The sequence below is a fragment of the Pseudoclavibacter sp. AY1F1 genome (genome assembly GCF_002931075.1).
In the GTDB taxonomy this organism is placed as follows: domain Bacteria; phylum Actinomycetota; class Actinomycetes; order Actinomycetales; family Microbacteriaceae; genus Pseudoclavibacter.
Map to the genome: position 1 here is coordinate 118,796 of NZ_PSTQ01000004.1, position 18,198 is coordinate 136,993.

The 18,198-nt window shown below is 58.3% G+C and carries 13 protein-coding genes and 1 pseudogene; 3 read left to right on the plus strand and 11 right to left on the minus strand.

Annotation, left to right across the window (positions count from 1 at the left end):
- Positions 1-15: 15 nt before the first annotated feature.
- The 5 genes from C5B85_RS08845 to C5B85_RS08865 are packed head-to-tail and all read right to left on the minus strand — an operon-like array spanning position 16 to position 9,094.
- Positions 16-2,763, minus strand: a complete 2,748-nt coding sequence (locus C5B85_RS08845) for an ATP-dependent RecD-like DNA helicase (protein ID WP_104285661.1) — start codon at positions 2,761-2,763, stop codon at positions 16-18.
- Positions 2,750-3,121, minus strand: coding sequence for a M48 family metallopeptidase (locus C5B85_RS08850; RefSeq protein ID WP_104285662.1), 372 nt, complete (start codon positions 3,119-3,121; stop codon positions 2,750-2,752). Before C5B85_RS08850 ends, C5B85_RS08845 begins: the two co-directional genes overlap by 14 nt.
- Complete coding sequence (locus C5B85_RS08855; protein ID WP_104285663.1) at positions 3,121-6,057, minus strand: type I restriction endonuclease subunit R; 2,937 nt, start codon at positions 6,055-6,057, stop codon at positions 3,121-3,123. The genes C5B85_RS08850 and C5B85_RS08855 overlap by 1 nt, the downstream gene beginning before the upstream one ends.
- A complete protein-coding gene (locus C5B85_RS08860) occupies positions 6,054-7,268 on the minus strand; it encodes a restriction endonuclease subunit S (protein ID WP_104285664.1) in 1,215 nt (404 codons plus the stop codon). The genes C5B85_RS08855 and C5B85_RS08860 overlap by 4 nt, the downstream gene beginning before the upstream one ends.
- Complete coding sequence (locus tag C5B85_RS08865) at positions 7,265-9,094, minus strand: N-6 DNA methylase (RefSeq protein ID WP_104285665.1); 1,830 nt, start codon at positions 9,092-9,094, stop codon at positions 7,265-7,267. The genes C5B85_RS08860 and C5B85_RS08865 overlap by 4 nt, the downstream gene beginning before the upstream one ends.
- A gap of 191 nt (positions 9,095-9,285) precedes the next feature.
- Here C5B85_RS08865 and C5B85_RS08870 point away from each other — a divergent pair, with 191 nt between their 5' ends.
- On the plus strand, positions 9,286-10,377 hold the full coding sequence (locus C5B85_RS08870; RefSeq protein ID WP_181064354.1) for a hypothetical protein: 1,092 nt from the start codon (positions 9,286-9,288) through the stop codon (positions 10,375-10,377).
- A gap of 1 nt (position 10,378) precedes the next feature.
- Here C5B85_RS08870 and C5B85_RS08875 read toward each other — a convergent pair whose 3' ends face one another.
- On the minus strand, positions 10,379-11,302 hold the full coding sequence (locus C5B85_RS08875) for a hypothetical protein (RefSeq protein WP_104285667.1): 924 nt from the start codon (positions 11,300-11,302) through the stop codon (positions 10,379-10,381).
- 124 nt (positions 11,303-11,426) lie between these two features.
- On the opposite strand from C5B85_RS08875, the gene C5B85_RS08880 reads away from it, so the two are divergent.
- Positions 11,427-11,765, plus strand: a complete 339-nt coding sequence (locus tag C5B85_RS08880) for an Lsr2 family protein (protein WP_104285668.1) — start codon at positions 11,427-11,429, stop codon at positions 11,763-11,765.
- Positions 11,766-12,343: 578 nt separating this feature from the next.
- The gene (locus tag C5B85_RS08885; protein ID WP_104285669.1) at positions 12,344-13,102 is read left to right on the plus strand and encodes a methyltransferase; all 759 of its coding nucleotides are present in this window, start codon (positions 12,344-12,346) and stop codon (positions 13,100-13,102) included.
- An 84-nt stretch (positions 13,103-13,186) separates the two neighbouring features.
- On the opposite strand, the gene C5B85_RS18945 is transcribed toward C5B85_RS08885, so the two are convergent.
- The 5 genes and pseudogenes from C5B85_RS18945 to C5B85_RS08895 form a co-directional block, all read right to left on the minus strand.
- Positions 13,187-14,134: a hypothetical protein gene (locus tag C5B85_RS18945; RefSeq protein WP_146077903.1), complete on the minus strand. Its 948-nt coding sequence runs from the start codon at positions 14,132-14,134 to the stop codon at positions 13,187-13,189.
- Positions 14,135-14,155: 21 nt separating this feature from the next.
- Positions 14,156-14,506 (minus strand): annotated as a pseudogene (locus C5B85_RS19775) (hypothetical protein); the annotation flags it as partial.
- 143 nt (positions 14,507-14,649) lie between these two features.
- Positions 14,650-15,879, minus strand: coding sequence for an MFS transporter (locus tag C5B85_RS08890; RefSeq protein ID WP_104285670.1), 1,230 nt, complete (start codon positions 15,877-15,879; stop codon positions 14,650-14,652).
- Between the two features lie 51 nt (positions 15,880-15,930).
- Positions 15,931-16,857, minus strand: a complete 927-nt coding sequence (locus C5B85_RS18950) for a TauD/TfdA family dioxygenase (protein ID WP_181064357.1) — start codon at positions 16,855-16,857, stop codon at positions 15,931-15,933.
- 121 nt (positions 16,858-16,978) lie between these two features.
- The gene (locus tag C5B85_RS08895; protein ID WP_104285671.1) at positions 16,979-17,824 is read right to left on the minus strand and encodes a hypothetical protein; all 846 of its coding nucleotides are present in this window, start codon (positions 17,822-17,824) and stop codon (positions 16,979-16,981) included.
- Positions 17,825-18,198: the final 374 nt, after the last annotated feature.

The following is an 18,198-nucleotide window of genomic DNA, read 5'->3' on the forward strand; positions in this document are numbered from 1 at the left end:
GTCGGTGTTGCGAGCTCAGGGCGCCTGTCGTGCGTGTTGCATCCGCGGCCTCTGTGCGACAGGAACGACACCGCGCCTGGCGCGCAGCAGCGCCTCATCTTTCGTGTTCTCGCTCACGACCATGCGGCCAAGTACCCGCTTTTGCGTCTCGGGCGTCCAATAAATCTTGAGGTGCTTACGGGCCCGGGTGATCGCGGTGTAGAAGATGCTGTGCGAGATCCGCTTCTCGTTGGCATCGGTGATGACCACCTTGACGCTGGAGAACTCAAGACCCTGCGCACGATGGATCGATACGGCGTAGGCGATCTGGAATGGCAGCACCGTCGTTGCGGAATCGTCATCGTCATCCGTGTTCGCCCGTTCGAAGACGTCGAACTGCACGACTGTGTCCGACACCCAACGTAGGTCCGTTCCCCACAGGTCCGTGGTGGTGACGGTGCGCTTGATGTCAACATCAAACGTGATCTGACCCGGGGCGTAGTCGATCTTGGTGATTGTGCCCTTCATGTTGTTGAAGATCACCGGCCGGAAGCGATCTGTCTCATTGAAGAGCACAGGGTCCCCGACCTTGAACGTCGAGTCGCCCCACACGACAGCGAGCTCTGCGTTGCTCGTCTGCATGAAGCGATTGATGTTGTTGATGCCGTACAAGCCGTCGTAGTTCAGACACAGCACGATCTCGTCCGGGTCCGCGCGCTTGAAGAGGGACGCGTCGAGCGGGGCCGCGTAGTCACTTCCGGAGATGGACTCCTCGATCCGGTCATCTAGCGTGCGTACCCGGTTCCAGAGCGTCAGGAGTGCGTCGTCCTTGGTGCGGTATGGCTCGGTGAGTTCGAAGACCGAGTCCGGCGTGATGTAAGAGCGGATGGTTCGGAACCAATTGCCGAACTCGATGGACTCGATCTGGTAGACATCGCCCACGAGCACCAGAAGATCGAACGAGGTCTGGTCGAGTACCTTGAGCAGATCCGAGTTGCTGACCGTGCTGCACTCATCGATGACGAGCAGGTCGTAGTGCAGTGAACCTGTCGGCCCCGAGCCGAGGTGGCTGTCGATTGTGCTGAAGTAGGCATCACTCGCCTCGACGCGGCTCCGAAGGTTGTCGACGGCGGTGTTGGTCTTGGCAAGGAAGAGCTGGCGAGCTCGATCGAAGTATGACGCGATGTGCTCGACCATTTGGGTCTTGCCAGTACCGGCGGCCCCGTAAATGAGAGCGACTTTGGACTCCGCGAACAGCCGGGTGAGGGCGTCGGACTTCAGGTCATCATCGATCTCGAATGGGTTGCCGGCGAGCCACGCCTTTGCATCCGTCTCGTGGTCGGTCAGGCCGCTCGCGGCGATTGCCTGCAGTTCGTTGATGATCGTGACCGAGTCGTTCTCGTACCCGGTGATGAGGACATGCCCCTTGTCGTGGGCCATGATACGGGGCTTGTGCTTCTGGGTCGGTGGAAGTAACCCGTTGTAGGTCGTGACCAGCTGATCCAAGTCACCCAAGTCTTCGAGGCCCGCATCGGGCGTGTAGATGACGCCGTGCTGTTCGACGTTGTTCATGACGCGCCGCGCTAGAAACTCGTGCTCGCGCCCCTTGCTGCCGATCGCCGTGGCCAGGTCGTAGAAGCGCGGCGTGTGGCGCCGCGGGTACGTGCAGAAGGGCATGGTGTCGAATGGCCTTGACATCGGCGTGATGTAGAGGTTCGACAGCCAGCCACAGCGGTCGGGCTGGTACTGCGCGCGCACTACGTTGTTGTTCATGCCGAGCAGTAGGTAGCGCAGGAGCCGCGTGCCGGGTCGGTTCCTGCGGATGATGTCGCGCGAGCTCTGGAGCATGGTGAAGATCTCGTCGGCCCGCTTAATGCCGTCCGTCGCCCAGGTCCGGATGTGCGCGAAGTCCGCGTCGGTCATGTCGATCAGATCGAGCAGGCTGAATTTGGTCGTCGTGAGGTACTGCATGAGTTTGCGGTACTCGAGCTGCCCCGCGCCCACCTTCATCTGGTGGCCGAAGAAGCGAGCGTAGTTGTTGAACTCGCAGGGGCGGATCGACACCTCCCATGAGCGAATCAGAACGATCGGCATCGCCTGCCCGAAGACGTCGATCGAAGCGCTCTCCAGCTCCATGTTCGCGGCGTACGAGTCCGAGACTTCGATGTTGGTGAAGCCGATAATGCGATCGAACTTGCTCGTTCGGTTGTGCGCTGGCGCGAACGTGACCTCGTAGTAGATTCGCCCGCTCGCGTAGAACGGCCGAGAGTTGAGAACGTAGTAGCGGTCGCGGCGCGGCCCGCCCGGCGGAATCAGCCCGGGCGCTTCGATCTTCGTCGCGATCTTCTCGTGGTATTCGCGTAGCAGTGGATCGAGGTCGAGCGGGAATTTCTCGAGGTTTCGCAGGATCTCGATGCCGAGATGGTCCTTCGCGATCTGGCGGGTGCGAAGGAGGTACTCGTAGTACTTCAACATCAGGCGCTCGGACGGGTCCTCGTCGAGCGTGAAGTGCGACACGCTGACCTGCAGCATCGCGTGGAAGCGCGTGAGTGGCCGGTACTTCGCCTGGGACTTCGCGAAGTCGCGTGCCGGGTCGAACTGTGTCTGGTAGCTGAATCGCTCGGACGGATCGCCAGTGTGCGCCCATACGATCATCGCCTCAACGAGGTCGCGCAGATACTGCAGCACGTTCTTCGAGAGAAAACCGCGATCGGCAGTGATCATCGAGATGTTCGTCTCGATGCCGTTGCTCGCGGCACGCACTTGCCCCTCAATCGTCGGCATCGGTCGCCCATCCCGTCGCTCTCAATCGCGCAGGTTCGCGATCGGCAGAGCGCCTACTCTGCTTTTCAAGGTCGCGCCAGTCCGGCACGAGAGCGTTCATCAATGCCTTGAACTGCTTGCCATGATGCCGGTGGCGAAGATGCAAGAGTTCATGGACGATGACGTAGTCCTGGAAGGGTTCAGCTTCGTTTGCAAGGTCGTCCGCGAACGTCACGATGCCATCCGGGGCGCAGGAGCCCCACTTGCCTGGCAGGCGCCGGACCTGGATCTGCTCCGGATTGACCTTAATCGTGATCGCCCAGCTCATGGCACGGCGCCGAAGCTGGTCCTCGGGATAAAGCGGCGACTTGGCAGCCATCAGCTGGTCTCCTCCAGCACCTGCATGATCTTGTCGATGGCCGCGGCACGATCGTCCTTGGATAGCGCCAGGACCGGTTTGTAGAGCTGTGCCCGGAGCCGGCGACGCTCCTCCGAGTTCTCCTGCCACGTTGGGAACTTCGCAAGAACAGACTCGATTTCCCCCGCCGCCGTCATGGCATCGAACCCTGCGGCTTCCGAGTGGCTCTCGTGGCTGAGCGTCCAAAACACCGCGAAGCCAATGCCTGACAGACCGCTCGCCTCGGCTTGCTCCTTGGCCTCGGCCTTCTCGCGGGCAAGGGCCATCAGCTCGTCCATCGCCGCGAGCCCGTTGATCTTGCGGGTCTCCATGTCCTGGAGGATGCGATCGGCCTTGACCCGAATGCTCTGAAGAACCACGGCTCCAGCCGGGTCGTCTTCCATTTCCTTCTTCAGACCGCGCAGCAGGTTGTAGACCTTGCCCTCATCCGGGCCGTCATCGGTCTTGAGAGACTCCAGTGCGTGAATGTCGAACGTGACGACCTTCGAGAAACGACCCAGCCTTTCCTGGATCGCCCCCTCTTCGATCAGACGCTTGGTCTTGTGCTCAAGATCTCCAAGAAAGGAACCGGTCTCAGAGAACGCCGCCCGTACCGCGGCGTATAGCTGACTCAGGCGCTTGTAAGTTGTGATGTGGTCACGGAGCTGGGCGTCGGGCGACAGAATCTCCCAAAGCGCTTCCACGTCCTTATAGTCGTCGTAGAAGGTCTTGCGCGCTTCCGGGTCGAGGAACCGTCCGTAGACGACGCTCTCCAACTGGGCGTCCGGAGAGAGGGCGCTATCGACCTCAAGGTAGTTCACAGCGACTGCCGCGATTTTCTCGTGAAGGCTGGCCATCAGGAGATCGAGATCCTCGAGGGCACCATTGACGTCGGCAGCGTCGAAGCTGAGCGCCTTCGTGATGTTGCGCAGGATCCCGACGAAATCGACGACCAAGCCGATCCGCTTCATGACGTTGTCGGCGTCGATGTACGGCCGGTTCACGCGGGCCAACGATTGCAGCAGGACGTGGTTACGCATTGGCTTATCGAGGTACATCGTGTAGAGCACGGGTGCGTCGTAGCCGGTCAGGAGCTTGTCGGTGACGATCAGGATCTTGGGCTCTACGTCAGCCTTCTTGAACAGCTTGCGGACGTCCTCCTCGCGACTCTCCGAGATCTGCAGGGCGTGGACATCGGGCCGGTCGACGATGTCGTTCGGGTTCTTGGAATAGACGACCTCCGACCACTCGCTGGGGAGGTAGCGGTCGAGCGCGCGCTTGTACTTGGCGCATGCCTCGCGGTCGACGGCTACCATGAAGGCTTTGTAGCCGAGCGGATCCACGTTCTCCTTGAAGTGCTCCGCCACAAACTTCGCGACCTTTTCGATACGGTCATCCGAGCCAAGGAACGCCCGCAACCCAACGGCTCGGTCGAGGACCTTATTGAGCTCCTCGATGTCGGTCACGTCGTCTTCGTCCGCGATCGCGAAGAACTGCTCCTCCAGGTCCTCGGTGGCCATGGTCATCTCGGACGGCGCCAACATGTACTTGATCGGCAGCGTCGTCTCGTCCGTGATCGACTCTATGATCGAGTATTTATCAAGGTAGCCATCGTAGTCCTGCGCTCCGAAGATCTGGAAGGAACCAGAGCCGGATCGAGTGCTGCCGACGGGTGTGCCGGTGAAGCCGATGATGGTGGCGTTGGGCACGGCTCCCATCAGGTAGGAACCGAGGTCGGCAGCCACGGAGCGGTGCGCCTCGTCGATGAAGACGTAGATGTTGTCGCGGAGCGAGCTGTCCTTCCGGATGTCCTCGAACTTGTGGATCATGGCGACCACCAGGCCGCGGAAGTCCGAGTCAAAGATGTCCTGGAGGTCGGCCTTGCTGTCGGCTCGGCGCCAGGCGATGGCGCTCGACTGCATCTCACCGATGAGGCGCTCGACCCAGCCGTTGAGCTGCCCCTCCAGCTCATTTCGGTCGACCACCAGGATGACTGTGGAGCCGGCGAAGCGGGACTGGTTTTCGAGGATCTGCTTCGCGGCCGTGAGCAGCGTGAAGGTCTTGCCGGAGCCCTGGGTGTGCCAGATCAGGCCACGGTCTTTTTCGGGTTCCGCGCAGCGGGCGACGATCTTGTCGACTGCCACGCGCTGGTGCTCGCGCAGGACCGACTTCTTGGTCTCACCGTCCTCGATGTAGAAGAGGATCCAGTCCTTGAGGGTGCGCAGGAAATCGTGCGGCTCGAAGAACGCCTGAACCGCTGAGCGGTACTCCTCGTCCTCGGTGTGCTTCCACTTGAAGATGAAGCGACGACTGACGTTCCAGGTCACGCCGTACCAGTACCCGAGCAGGTGCGTGACGTTGTGGAGCTGGGCCTGAGCGAGCAGCTCCGGCGTCTCGATCTCGTACCGACGCAGTTGAGTGATTGACCGAGTCAGCGCGTCGCTATCCTTGGGGTTCTTGTGCTCAACGATGGACACGGGGATGCCGTTTACCACGAACATGACGTCGGCCCTGTTGCCCTTGCGAACGACCGGATCGATGCGCCACTCCCAGGTGACATGCAGGGCGTTGTTCTCGGGGTGGTCGAAGTCGATGAGGCGGACCGATCGCATCCGGTTCTCGTTCTCATCGCGCCACATGTGCTCGCCACGCATCCACTTGAGCACGTCCCAGTTGCCCTCGATGCTCGACGTGATCGCTTCGATCGTCTCGATAATCGAACGCGCCTGGTCCTCGCTGAGCCACGGGTTGAGGTCGAGGATCTTTTCCTCAAGCACGTCCGCGAAGAGCATGTTCTGACGTCCGTGCCGAAGAGACTCGGCCTCGAACGGCGTCAGAGGCGTCCAGCCCACCTCGGTGGCGTGGCCAACCATGGGGAACTGAACGGTATTAGCCTCCCCGATTTTGAGCGTGCTCATACGAGCGCCTCCTCGAGACCCTGATCTACGTGGGAAAGCATTGACAGGTCGACATCCCTCACATCAATGGCCTCGGACAAGAGACCGTCAGCGAGCGCGGCCAAGAGCTGCTCGAGAACGGCAACGCGTCTGCGATGCACGGCCACCTTGTGCTCGCCAGCATCCGCCGCCGCCACTACTGCCATCGCCTCGTGAATGTCGGTGGGCCACGCCACCTCGAATGTCTCGACGTCATTCAGGTTGAGCGTCATCGTCCCATGAGCCGACGGAACGATCTGGCTGAGCATTCGCGCCCTACCGGCGTAGATCGCCGATCGCAGAAGACGTCCGGGGTAGGAACTGTAGGCGCCCTTGAGGACTAGCGCCTTGACGTCTTGGTTAAAGGCCATCGGGCGTGCGACCGTCGCGACGGGCAAGTCCTTCGCAAGGCCCATCCCTCGGACAAGCAGCAGTACCGCGCCTTCGGGCGCAAGCCGACTGCCGGCGTCGACGGCGGCCTCGGAGATGTGATCGATCGCGTCGGCAATCACAGGTCGCTTGAGGTCTTTTCCAGAAACCCAGGGGATTTCCCCAACCCAGAACTCAGGTACCGACTTTCGCGGGGTGCCCCCGCTCCAGATCTCACATAGCTCCGAAATTGTTCGGAGTTCCCACCCGACGGGAATCGGACCAATCGACGTCTCCTGCATCGCCCCACCGTTGAGTCCAACTCCGAAAGAAACGGAGATCGTAGCGTTCACCAGGTCCTCAGCCGCACGCAAGGTACGCGTCTCAAGCTCAACCGCAGACGACAGACAGTCAAGCACTCGCGCAATATCCACTTGGGTGGATGGCGGCGGCACTCGGACAGGAATCGAGTAGGCATCAGCTCTGTTCAAGCCGGGCACAGCACTGTGGCTGTTCAACTTCGTAAGGCCACTCGCTCCCAGCAGGTGATAGAGATATCTCCAATCCAGACCGCTCCTATTCTTCACGTAGTAGGTCGTATCGATCGGCCAGAATCTTTCGCTCGAGTACACCACCTCTCCGACAGACCCCTTTCGGCCCACGATGATTCCGGGACCATCGATGAGTCCGACATCGTGCACGCCGACCGGCCCGTTTGAGCCGTAAACGACGAAATCGCCCGGAGCGCGCACATGAGCGGGGAGGGCCTTGCCGTACAACAGCTCAATCTCTCCGCCAAGAGTGGAATCTCGCCATTTACTCACGAGAGCAACCCTCCGAGCATCTTCATCAGTCGCTCATCGGAAGCGCGCTGCTCGATACTGAGCGCGCGAAGTGCGCCAATTAGCGTTGGAATGTCAGCAGGATTACTCACAGTACCCTGCGGCACCCACCGACTCGGGCTGAGGTTGTAGCCGGCATCGCGAGCATCGTCTGTGGTGATGATCGCAACCTCGCCCTCAACCGAATGATCCGCGCGAAACAGGTCAGCGAGCTGTTGGAGCTCGTCTTCCACGAGGTAGTTCTTTGGACGGCCCTTGCGCGCTCGTCGAGACGCGTTCAGGAGCACGATCTTGTTCTTGCGCGCAGCGGGCTTGCGCTTGTTGAGGACGACGATGATTCCCGCGGCACCGGTGTTGTAGAAGAGGTTGTCCGGCAGCAGGATGACACCCTCGATGTAGTCACGGTCGACGAACCACTTGCGCACGTTGCGCTCTTTGTCCTCGTTCTTGGAACCCGAACCTCGCGTCACGGCCCCGGTGTCGAGAACGACCGCGGCGCGGCCTCCGTCGTCCAGTGAGGCCAGCGTGTGCTGGAGCCACGCCCAGTCGCCCTTGCCTGACGTGACACCACCGGACTTCGTGAAGCGATCGTAGGGATCGCTGTCGAACATCTCAGTGGAGAAGATCTGGTTCCACATCGGGTTCGCGACCACGATGTCGAATCGCTGGAGCCCGCCACCTGTGTCCCGGAACTTGGGGTTGATCATGGTGTCACCGCGGCGGATATCGACGTCCATGTCGTGGATGATCGCGTTCATCTTGGCGACGGCGTAGCTCTCGGCTTGCAGTTCCTGGCCAAAGAGTTTGAGGGGCACCTTGCTAGTTGGGTCGAGTTCTCGAGAGATGAGCTGGAGCTTGATGAGGAGTCCGCCAGAGCCGCAGGCATAGTCATAGCAGGTGTCACCCGGCTTGGCGCGCAGGATCCGAGCCATCAGGAAACCGACCTCGGTCGGTGTAAAGAACTCGCCTGCGGACTGGCCCGAACCTTCAGCGAACTTCCGGAGCAGGTACTCGTAGGCGCGACCGAGGAAGTCGGGCTGCACGTCGGCCAAGCCGAGGCGGTAGCGGGGGTCCGAGAAGGCCTGGACGACATCCTTGAGCTTGGACGGGTTGATGTCACGCTCGCCGTTTCGCACCTCGGCGAAGTCGACAATGTCAATCACGCCAGCCAAGCTCGGGTTGTAGCGGACGATCGCCCGGACGGCCTTCGTAAGGTGCTCCCCGATGTCCTTCGGGGAGGTCGACCGCCCGCGTTCGTCCGACGGCCACTGGTATGTCTCCCGGTCTGAGATCACCGCCCAGCGAGCCTCAGGCGGCAGATAGAAGCGGAGCAACGAGTGGTCGGACTCGGCAATTTCCAGGGCGACATCGCGGTCGCCGTAGTCCTCAGCCAGGCGCGAGATCTCGTCATCGAAGACGTCCGAGAGGCGCTTCATGAAGAGCAGCGGCAGGAGGTAGTCCTTGAACTTGGCCGCGTCCTTCTCACCGCGAATCGAACAGGCGGCGTCCCAGAGCATCTGCTCCATGCGCCTCGTCGTTCTGGGGTCAGCCTTGCCCGGGCGCCGACGGCGTCCAGTGCTCACGATCGGTGCGTTGCCTGGATCGGCGAAGTCGACGCCAGCCTCCTCGGCGAGGGCGACAATGCTCTGCAGCTTTGCCTTCTGCACCTTTATGCTCCCATCGCCGCCTTCCCACCGGTTCACCGTCGCGAAGGACACGCCGAGTCGTTCCGCGAGCCCCGCCTGCGTGAGGTCGAGGCTTGACCTAATGGCCCGAAGTGCTTCCGGGACCGTCGCCGAAGATGTCATGTTTGCTATCTTTGCGATATGACAACTCGGCGTCAAGTGCTCATCCGAATCGGCGCGCCTCCCGCTCGAGCACGACCGCTGCGGCGCCTCGCGCACCGCCTTGTCGGGCCGCCCCCTTTGGGCAACGTTGTCAGTATGAGTCCATTCTGCCCTTGCTCAAACCTGGGCCAGGCAAGGCGAAAGTGGGGACCATGAGCAGACTTCCGCGCCCCTTGGACAAGTTCATGGCAAACTTCCACGAAGCAGCAGACGGCACCCTCCTGGTCGACTGGAACGAGCAGCCGCGTTTCAAGCAGCTGGCAGGTCTAGCCAAGCGACATGGTCGGATCCCTGACGGGTGGGAGATTACCTTCGCGCGACACGAGGAGGGGAAGTCTGTCCGCTTAGCGGTTCGCCTCGGCCCTCTGCCCGAGTGGCAGACGCGCGTGCTCGACGCGATTCCTGTCCCCGCGCGGCTAACGGACCCAAACGATGTCACGCAGGCACTTTCCGCGAGCGACACGTTCACTATTCAAGGCAATACTGCTCGACATCGAGCGCTCCGACTCATGCAGGCGCTCGTCGAAGCAGCCAGGAGCGAGGGTTTCTCGGCCCGGGCGGTCATCGGCAAGAAGCTGAACTGGAGTGGTGACGTTCGACGCGACGAAGTGGAGTTCGCCACTGGAGCCCACCGATTCCAGCTCTGGTTTCGGCAGCCGATCGACAAGGTGCCCCACGAGCCCAGCGAGCGGGAGACCACCCGTGCGAAGCGCGGCTACTTGTTTCCAGACTTCGACGAGGTGCCGAGCGAGAACCTGACGCTCAAGCTCGAGGGGCAGGGAGAGCAGTTTTGGGCGTCGTCCTGGTCGGACGCTGCTCCCGAGGAGGAAGGCCCGCGACTCGAAGACCATCTTGCACAGGTCCTCGAGGAGATGAAACTCCGCTGCAACCAACTCACTGCGGCTCAGGAAGAAGCCGACCGCGTCCATGATGAAAAGGAAAGGCAGCGACGCCACGACGAGGTCTTGGCTCGCGCTTCATTCCGAGCAGCGTTCCTAACCGAAGCGATGCAGGAGCAGGCCGAACACTGGCAGGAGGCAAGGAGGCTGCGCGCTTACGCGAGCGCAATCCGCAAGAACGTTGAGACAGATCGAAGTCGCGGTGAAGCAGCACTCGAGTGGGCGCGTGAAATCGAACAGGAGGCTGATCGAATCGATCCGCTCATTCAGGGTGCGCAGGCGCCACGCATACCCGAGCCGAGTTACACCCAGCTGCAGGAGCACACGCCCAGGCCGCAGTGGTGAGTTAGCCCCACCGTCTGGGCCGGTTGACGTACTGAACCGGGATCTCGTCTGGGCGCAGCGGCCGGTTGACGACGCTGCGGTAGTTCCACGGGGTGATGCGCCCTTCTTCGAGCTCTCGCTCGAGGAGCCACGCAGCCTGCGTATGCTCGAGACGTTGTAGCTGGTTGATGACCTGCGTAGTGACCTCGGTCAGCCGGAGCACCTCCGCCTCGGCCGCCGCCAATCGCTCGTACAGAGTCACGGCCCGGTGACCGCACCACGCCCGCAGCAACTCATGGAGCGGGCGATCGCGCTGCTGGTACTGCTCGAACTCCCATTCTGGGGAGGTGCCGCGTCTCTCGTTGATGGTGGAGTCACGAAACTCGCGACCGTACTTGCTCCGCGTCTTGCACTCTCGCTCGTCAAGGTCGACCCACTCAAGGAATGGAGCAGGGCGCTTGGACGCTAGGGTTTCTGCGACCGCTAGCGTGCCTTTCGGAGATAAGTAAAGCCCCTCATCGGTCTCGAACGAGGGCAGCTCTTGCGTGATCGTCTCGAGCGCGCTTGCTCCGATGATCTGCTCGAACGCCGCCCGATCACGGATGCGCGTCGTCCACTTGACGGGCTTTGACTCGATGCTGGCGACTTCACCGGCGATGAGCTCGTCGAAGACCATATAACAGGCGGAATCTTCGCCCTCGGTCAGCTCGAGATCTCGGAGCCGATCCCAGTTGGCCATGAGCTCGTCGTACTCGACGACCGATGACCACGGTCCACGAAGTCGAACACCCGGCACGGACAATTCCCGTTCCTCGTCCTCAGCAGCGTTGAGGAACACGATGCGGTAGCGCACCGGACGTTTCGCCTCCTCAACCGCGAGGAGCTGCACGCGTTGTGACGCGTCCGTGTCTTTAGCCCGATAGATCAACTCGTCACCGATTCGCATGTCGCGAGTCTACGAAACGCGCGCGGCTCGGATACGTCGCCCAGGTTTTCGCTCGCGTCCGCTCTACGCTGCTGTTAGCCCTCTGTGCTCTGAGGAACATCTTTCGTCTGAACAAAGGAATCCCGTGGCTCGCAAAGTTATCTACCAGCTCATCGACGACATAGACCAGACCGAACTCGCCGAGGGAGAAGGAGAGACGGTTAGTTTCGGCCTCGACGGAAAGTCGTACGAGATCGACCTGAACAGCAAGAACGCGACCAAACTTCGCAGCCAGTTGAATCGCTACGTCGAAGCCGCCCGACAAGCGAAGCCCGCGACAACCGGTACGACGTCCACGAACGCACGCAAGCGCCCCGATCTTGCACAGATCCGAGCCTGGGCGCGCGAGAACGGTCACCAAGTTTCTGAGCGGGGCCGCGTCGCCTCGGAGATCATCAAACGCTACGAGAACCATGTGGGCTAGCCTGGCGACTGCAGAACCAATCTGGGCATCTCGCTCAACAACGCTGTTGCACTTCAGACCAGCAGAGATGTACAGCCCCAGGAGCAATGAGCCAGTCGGTCAGAGGACGCACAAGCGTTCTCGTCACGGGCCTTGCGGCTAAACTTAGCGGCTTCCAAGATGAGACCATAGACCTGCATCGACAATCGATTCGTCGGACACCCAATCGCGAACAGGTAAAAGGGCACTAATTCTCTGACATGTAACGATTGCAGCATGAGCTTTCTTGCATCGACCAAGTTGTTGCTGGCGAAACCCACTACAAAACACGCGAAATCTCCGAGGGCTATCTCCGATTCAGGACACTTCAGCATGGAGATAGGCAAAAATGTAGTTAGTGACCGATCTACAACCCGACGCCCCAACGCACTGACACCGAGTCCAGCTTGAAGGCGAGGCGAACCGATCACCTTAGCTTCTCGGAGCGAGGACAACTCAAAAGTACGAAGATTCAACAGAAGTTGCAGCTCTCAGCCGACAACTCCACTCGTGATCTCAAACGCAATACTTTCCAACACACATAGAACGGGGCACAGAAAGTGGGAATAAATTGGGACGAACAAGCACAACAGTTCTCAAGCGATCACTATAGAACCACTCGCGGCCAGACCCGGCTCCTCGTACTCTTGGACCAGGTTGAATCGGTTCTGCCGTCATTCCCAATATCAATCATCGACGTGGGTAGCGGACCAGGGCACCTCGCGATCGAAATGGCCAAGCGTGGCCATTTCGTAACATGCATCGAACCGTCATCCAGCATGCGCACCATCATGCGAGAAACCCTAGATAATTGCCCGAAGGCTGTAACCGACCGCATCCATTTACTGGACGCGAACCTCCAGGGTGCTAGTCAAGCCGTAGGCGGACAAGGCTACGACCTAGTAATGTGTCACGCCGTCCTCATGTATCTGCCGGATCTAGCGAGCTCAATCACCGCTCTTACGGGACTTATGAACAAGACCGGGAGACTATCAGTGGTTACGCGAAACAAGGCAGCCCAAGTGTTTAAATATGCAGAAAGAAGCGATTGGAACTCCGTGCTTGGCGCGCTCCGGGGTGAGAGAAGCGAGCACCCTCTGCACCGGGCGCACGCAATACAGGAACTCCAGGAAGAACTTGACAGAAACGACCTGGACCTCGATATATGGTACGGCGTTCGCACTTTCACAGAAAGCTACGCAGACGACACGCTGGGGCAACCGGACGAAGAGTTGCTCGCTGCTGAAATCATGGCCGCCAAGATGAGCCCCTATCGCGACATCAGCCATCTAATTCATCTCATGGCCAGAAGACGATAGCTTCGACGCGAACTCAAACGACACACACCTATCCCACGCAGAAAGCGGCAAGTCAACTACGGAATACAGCGACACGAAGAGTAATCACCGACTCGATAGTGATTCAGCCAAGCTGTCCCGTACGACGAGAGCTGATCCCTCATCACGCTCCGCGACGCAGAAGACGGACGAAGAATGGCGTTCACTAAAGGGAAGTGTCAAGATCACACCCGTGCAGGAGTCCGCATTGTAAGCCAGACCAAGAGCGTCGACCAGATCGATCATCTCCACAAAAGACTGAATGTGCCAGTCCTCACTCCAGACAAACTCACAAACCACTCCGGAGAACTGGGCCGGTCCCTCCTCGAGTAAATTCAAGACACCTTGATGAACATGTGTCGAACCGGTAATCTGCGCATTGATCTCAGTGAATGTAACCTTTGATTCTTGGTCCACGACTGCGTCGCAGCTAGCGTGCCCTCGGTAGCCCATAGAGAACAAAACCCTGGAAAGCTCCACAGCACCTTCATGTAGATCTTCAAACCAAGGCTCACGAGAGCTCAACGGGATAACTTGACGACTAGGAGCGGGATCATAAACCATTAATCCGGAACCGTTAATTTCAATACCACGATCGGATATGTCCGTTTCGACGTATACCGAAAGAGAATCACGGACAACCCCCTCAACAACGACCATTTCCCTAGAACCGAAGCTAGCCCAGTCCCATCGTTCACTGACGTAATCCTCCACGCTCTGCTCGACATCAGAAAGTACTCGCACCGACAACGAGCCAACAGAATCCGACAACGAACTGTCGGCCCTGCAGATTATCTCATTGCCGCTAGCGGCAGTGTCGAATACTCGTTTAACCATGCAAGCGCTACCTGGTTCCGAGAGTAGCAATTTAATTGCCCAGGACATCTCTCCAGAGTCAGCACAAACAAAACCGTCACTCGCAGCAACGCCACTACTCGCAGCGATCTGTCGAAATGTTGCTTTACTATTTGCGTTGACTCCGCCGCCTTGCGCAACAAAATCGTAGCCCTGCATAAGATTCTCAACTCCACACATGAGCGCCACATGAGCCACGTCATTGGATGGCCAGAGACTCCAGACTCGATCCACAGGCCTATGCTCAAGAACATCCTTAAGATGGTTCACAAAGACGGAATTCCTTAACCGGTCACCTGTCATCAACCTGTAGCCGGAGGATCCCGGTGGCGGGACCACTAATGTGAGTGACGCGCTTGGGATACCACGGAGCGAACACACATACTCCAAAAACTCTCGATCATGCTCCGCCGGAAGGACCACGATATCGTCGGGTTCTACGAGCCAGAAAACTCTCTGAGCCCAGACCGAGATATCACGCCTGGAGTAGAATCGCGGATCGAAATCATTCGCAAAAACTAGACTTGACATACTAACTCCATAACTGCCAGAACCCAATCCCCACCATCCACCACAACCGAGAGGCCGTGGCGCAAGAGCGCCGCGAGGTAACTCGCCTGGTTTGATGCCACAGAACCTGCGTCAGCTTAGCGATGTGTAGGAGAATGGCCAGATCAGACCGAATCCGACTCCAGCTTGTAATCACGAACTGCCGGAATAGCAAAATAAGTACAAGCAACTACAGCAAGTGCAGCCAGAGCACCCCCAATTATGCTCGGTCCAAGGCCGAGTAGGCTAGCCGATACTCCACCACGGAAGTTTCCGAGCTCCGGACCCGCGACGCCTACCACCTGCTCAACAGCGCTCACCCGGCCACGTAGCTCATCGGGCGTGGACAGCTGAATCATCGTTCCACGCGTTACAACGGCCACCATGTCGGCTGCACCCGCTAAGGCCAGTAATGCCACCGTGCCGGCAAGACCAACAGGCAAGGCCAGGGCTCCCAAACACGCTATCCAAACAACAGCGCTCACGATCTGCAGAATACCCATTCTACGCACCCTCGAGTACAGACCCGAGAACGCTCCCGCCACGACGCCACCAAGCGCAATTGAACTAAGCAAGACGCCAAGCATGTCCGGTGAATTGAGAAAACGCTCAGCATTCAGCAAAGGCAACACAGCGATCGGCATAACCAGAATCGTCGCGAACGCATCGATCAGAAAGGACCCCAGCAGGACAGGACGTTTACGTACCTCAGCGATACCCGCAAAAACACTCTGAAGGTTGAACTTCCGCACAGAGATCTCGGGCGGAATAGACGGAAGGCTCCATATTCCGAGCAGTGCAAGCGTAAACCCTACTACTTCCACACCGTAAGTCACCCCCAGCCCGAAAGTAGCAATCAGCACTCCTCCAAGGACTGGCCCGAGGAGCATTGCAACTTGGAATGAGAGTTGAGTCAGGGCATACCCTGCCGAAAGCACTCGATCCGGCAGAATCCGCGGAAGTACACTCCGTCGAGCTGGTCCTCCAGCAGACGTGAAGCATGTCTGCACAAAGACGATAGCAAGAAGTAGAGCGATAGAATTCAGCTCCAGAAACGCCTGCAGTACAAGAACGAGAGACGCTATAACAGCGCCTAAAGTCGTGACGGAAATGACCACTCGTCTATCAAAATTGTCAGCCAACCAGCCACCGATCATGCCCAGCACAATCATCGGGACAGCAGTCACAAGGGCTAGAACTCCAACCCAAAAAGCATCACCAGTCATGTCCCAGATCTGGAAAAGAACTGCAACGTTGGTCATCTGACGTGCTAGAGACTGGGCAGAAGTCCCTGCCCAGAAAAGCCTGAATGAACGGGAGACGCGTAACGGACTCAAATCAATAATGCTTCTCATCGGCGCCTCCTAAGACAACCACAAACAACGACCCACTCAGGACGACAAACCCTACCTAACACGAGACTCGAGCCCAGACACTTCATCGAAGATCCATTCTCCTTCAACGCGGTCTGAGTTCAGTACCTCAGAATACAACCGACTCACCCTGAAACCAGGCACCTTTATTGGCCTCTCGAAGCCAGCGTACGAACTCCACCATTTACGGGCAAGGACCCTCCGCTGTCTCTCGCCGTCAGTGAACGCTGTGCGCCCGTGCACAAGTAGACGGTTATTGGAGAATACCCCTGTTCCAGTCTGATTGAACTGAACTTCAAGAACCCCGCTAGCACCGGGTCGAGACGCGCTCAGCAGATAATGATACATATCCAAGAGATCTTCACGTATCGACACAACCGTGTCTGAATCTGACTCACGGAAGTTCACAGCTGGTCGATCCAATTCATCCAGGAAGAGAATCGGGCCCGTAGTCCTGAGGCTACTACTTCCTCTTCGAGACGTGACGTGAATGGCGTCCGGGGCGAAGAGTCCCTCCACAGACGTCGGGTCATCAAGCATCAGATTCCTGACGACCAGTGCAAGATTAGTGAAGTATGTGGTTGCAGCGCGTGCACCGCCCGACTCTACAAATAGGCCGACAGATTCAACACTTCCCGCGTTACCGAATCCATCTTGATGGACTGCAAGTGCTGACGAGTCCATCGCTGGCCCGAGCCATTTGGGGGAATGGTAGAGCTTCACCGTGCCGTCACGAGCATCTTCACGCTCGGCGGGGTGCACCACCTCGCTTCGCCAGCCCACCTCATCAGCCAGCAATCTACCAACTAGTAACAGAGGGTGAACCGGCAGTTCCGCGTCTCCCAAATAGTTGAAAAGAGCCACACCTGTTCTTGAGTATTCCTCAGCAAGTTCTTTGACTCCGTCTTGAATTCTCTCGACATGTATGTCGACTTCTACGGTCTGCGCCGGCGATTCCACGGGCAACGAAGCGGACGCGAACTTCTTCGATGCGTCAAGCAGAGCTTGCGACCAAGCAGGGCCCAACTCTGATCGGGCGTGAGAAAATACTGGATGCATGATAATCCTTTCGATCGAATTACTACGGCTGAAATAAGAGGTACGTTGAAACTGTTGCTATCGAGAACGGAAGGAGTCGTCTCGGCAGCAGGAACGTGAACAGCGCGTGCATCACAATTCCAGCAACTAGTGCTAAGTCGTACGTGAAATTAGACAGAAGCAATAAGGGAAGTATGATCTCGGCGACGACCGTCATAACCGCTGCAGTTTTCCAGATGACAGCAAAACGCCACTCCTTGATATCGGCAACGCGCACCAACCATCGCGGATACCAGAACTCCCTAAACGACAAGTAGGGCCCAATCAGACTGTTTACGTAAATGAACTGTGCCAACGTTCGGCCAGACATGAATTGCCTCGAACGAAGTTTCATCCAGGCCGAGTTGACGTAGAGGTGAGTGACTGCCACCACCGCTAGACCCTGAGTCCAGGTATTGGCGCTCGAGGTCTCGTGCGAGAAATTGAACATGACGCCGGGCGCTCGTGCTGTCGCAAGAATTGCCAACATGAGAATAGTGAATACTGTGTGAAAACGGAACTCGAAGCATAATTCCAGCAAGTAGGCCAAAATCAACACTGAAATCCAAAACCACAAGCCGAATCCCACGATGATTCCGAATGCGCAAAAAACTCGCAGTATTAGAACGACCCTATATAATGGCAGCACTAGCCTGGAAGCCCCCGGTCGAGAACTAATCAGTCTATGGCGCTCGAAGCTGCCGTTCTCAAAACGCTTCCACCCTCCATGGCGCAGTGCTTCGATGTTCTTTACCAGACAAGCCAAGCCCAAGAGAACTCTGAAGACCTGAACCCGCCACTCAGATGTTTGATAGTCAAAGTCCAAGACAATGGCATCAATCAACCACATGAGTGTTCCTGACACGATATAGTTGGACTTTGTTCAATCCGTAGTGGGTTACTGTACCCCCAAGATTCCAATTCTGCAGACAGGCCCATGCAAGAAACAGATCAAAATCTCGCTTCGACAGTGCCAACGTGTGCGATACGACGAAATCGTAAGGGTTAACTTTGACACTGTCACTACCGTCTATCCGCTCAAGTTCGGCGACTACGCACGAATGGCTCGTGAACATGGGCCACTGCAGAACGGCACGATAGGGTAAAACGTATCCAAGTAGTACTGAAAAACCAGCGAAGATCAAGAGAAGTACACTCATCAGGGCAGCTCATTCGTGTTTACAGGGGATAGGGGGGCAGCTAGCTCCCCCTATCCCCCTATGC

Excerpts from the sequence above, each read along its gene's own strand:
- C5B85_RS08845 (WP_104285661.1), bottom strand. The coding sequence starts at position 2,763 with ATGCCGACGATTGAGGGGCAAGTGCGTGCCGCGAGCAACGGCATCGAG.
- C5B85_RS08850 (WP_104285662.1), bottom strand. The coding sequence starts at position 3,121 with ATGGCTGCCAAGTCGCCGCTTTATCCCGAGGACCAGCTTCGGCGCCGT.
- C5B85_RS08855 (WP_104285663.1), bottom strand. The coding sequence starts at position 6,057 with ATGAGCACGCTCAAAATCGGGGAGGCTAATACCGTTCAGTTCCCCATG.
- C5B85_RS08865 (WP_104285665.1), bottom strand. The coding sequence starts at position 9,094 with ATGACATCTTCGGCGACGGTCCCGGAAGCACTTCGGGCCATTAGGTCA.
- C5B85_RS08870 (WP_181064354.1), top strand. The coding sequence starts at position 9,286 with ATGAGCAGACTTCCGCGCCCCTTGGACAAGTTCATGGCAAACTTCCAC.
- C5B85_RS08875 (WP_104285667.1), bottom strand. The coding sequence starts at position 11,302 with ATGCGAATCGGTGACGAGTTGATCTATCGGGCTAAAGACACGGACGCG.
- C5B85_RS18945 (WP_146077903.1), bottom strand. The coding sequence starts at position 14,134 with ATGCAGGGCTACGATTTTGTTGCGCAAGGCGGCGGAGTCAACGCAAAT.
- C5B85_RS08890 (WP_104285670.1), bottom strand. The coding sequence starts at position 15,879 with ATGAGAAGCATTATTGATTTGAGTCCGTTACGCGTCTCCCGTTCATTC.
- C5B85_RS08895 (WP_104285671.1), bottom strand. The coding sequence starts at position 17,824 with ATGTGGTTGATTGATGCCATTGTCTTGGACTTTGACTATCAAACATCT.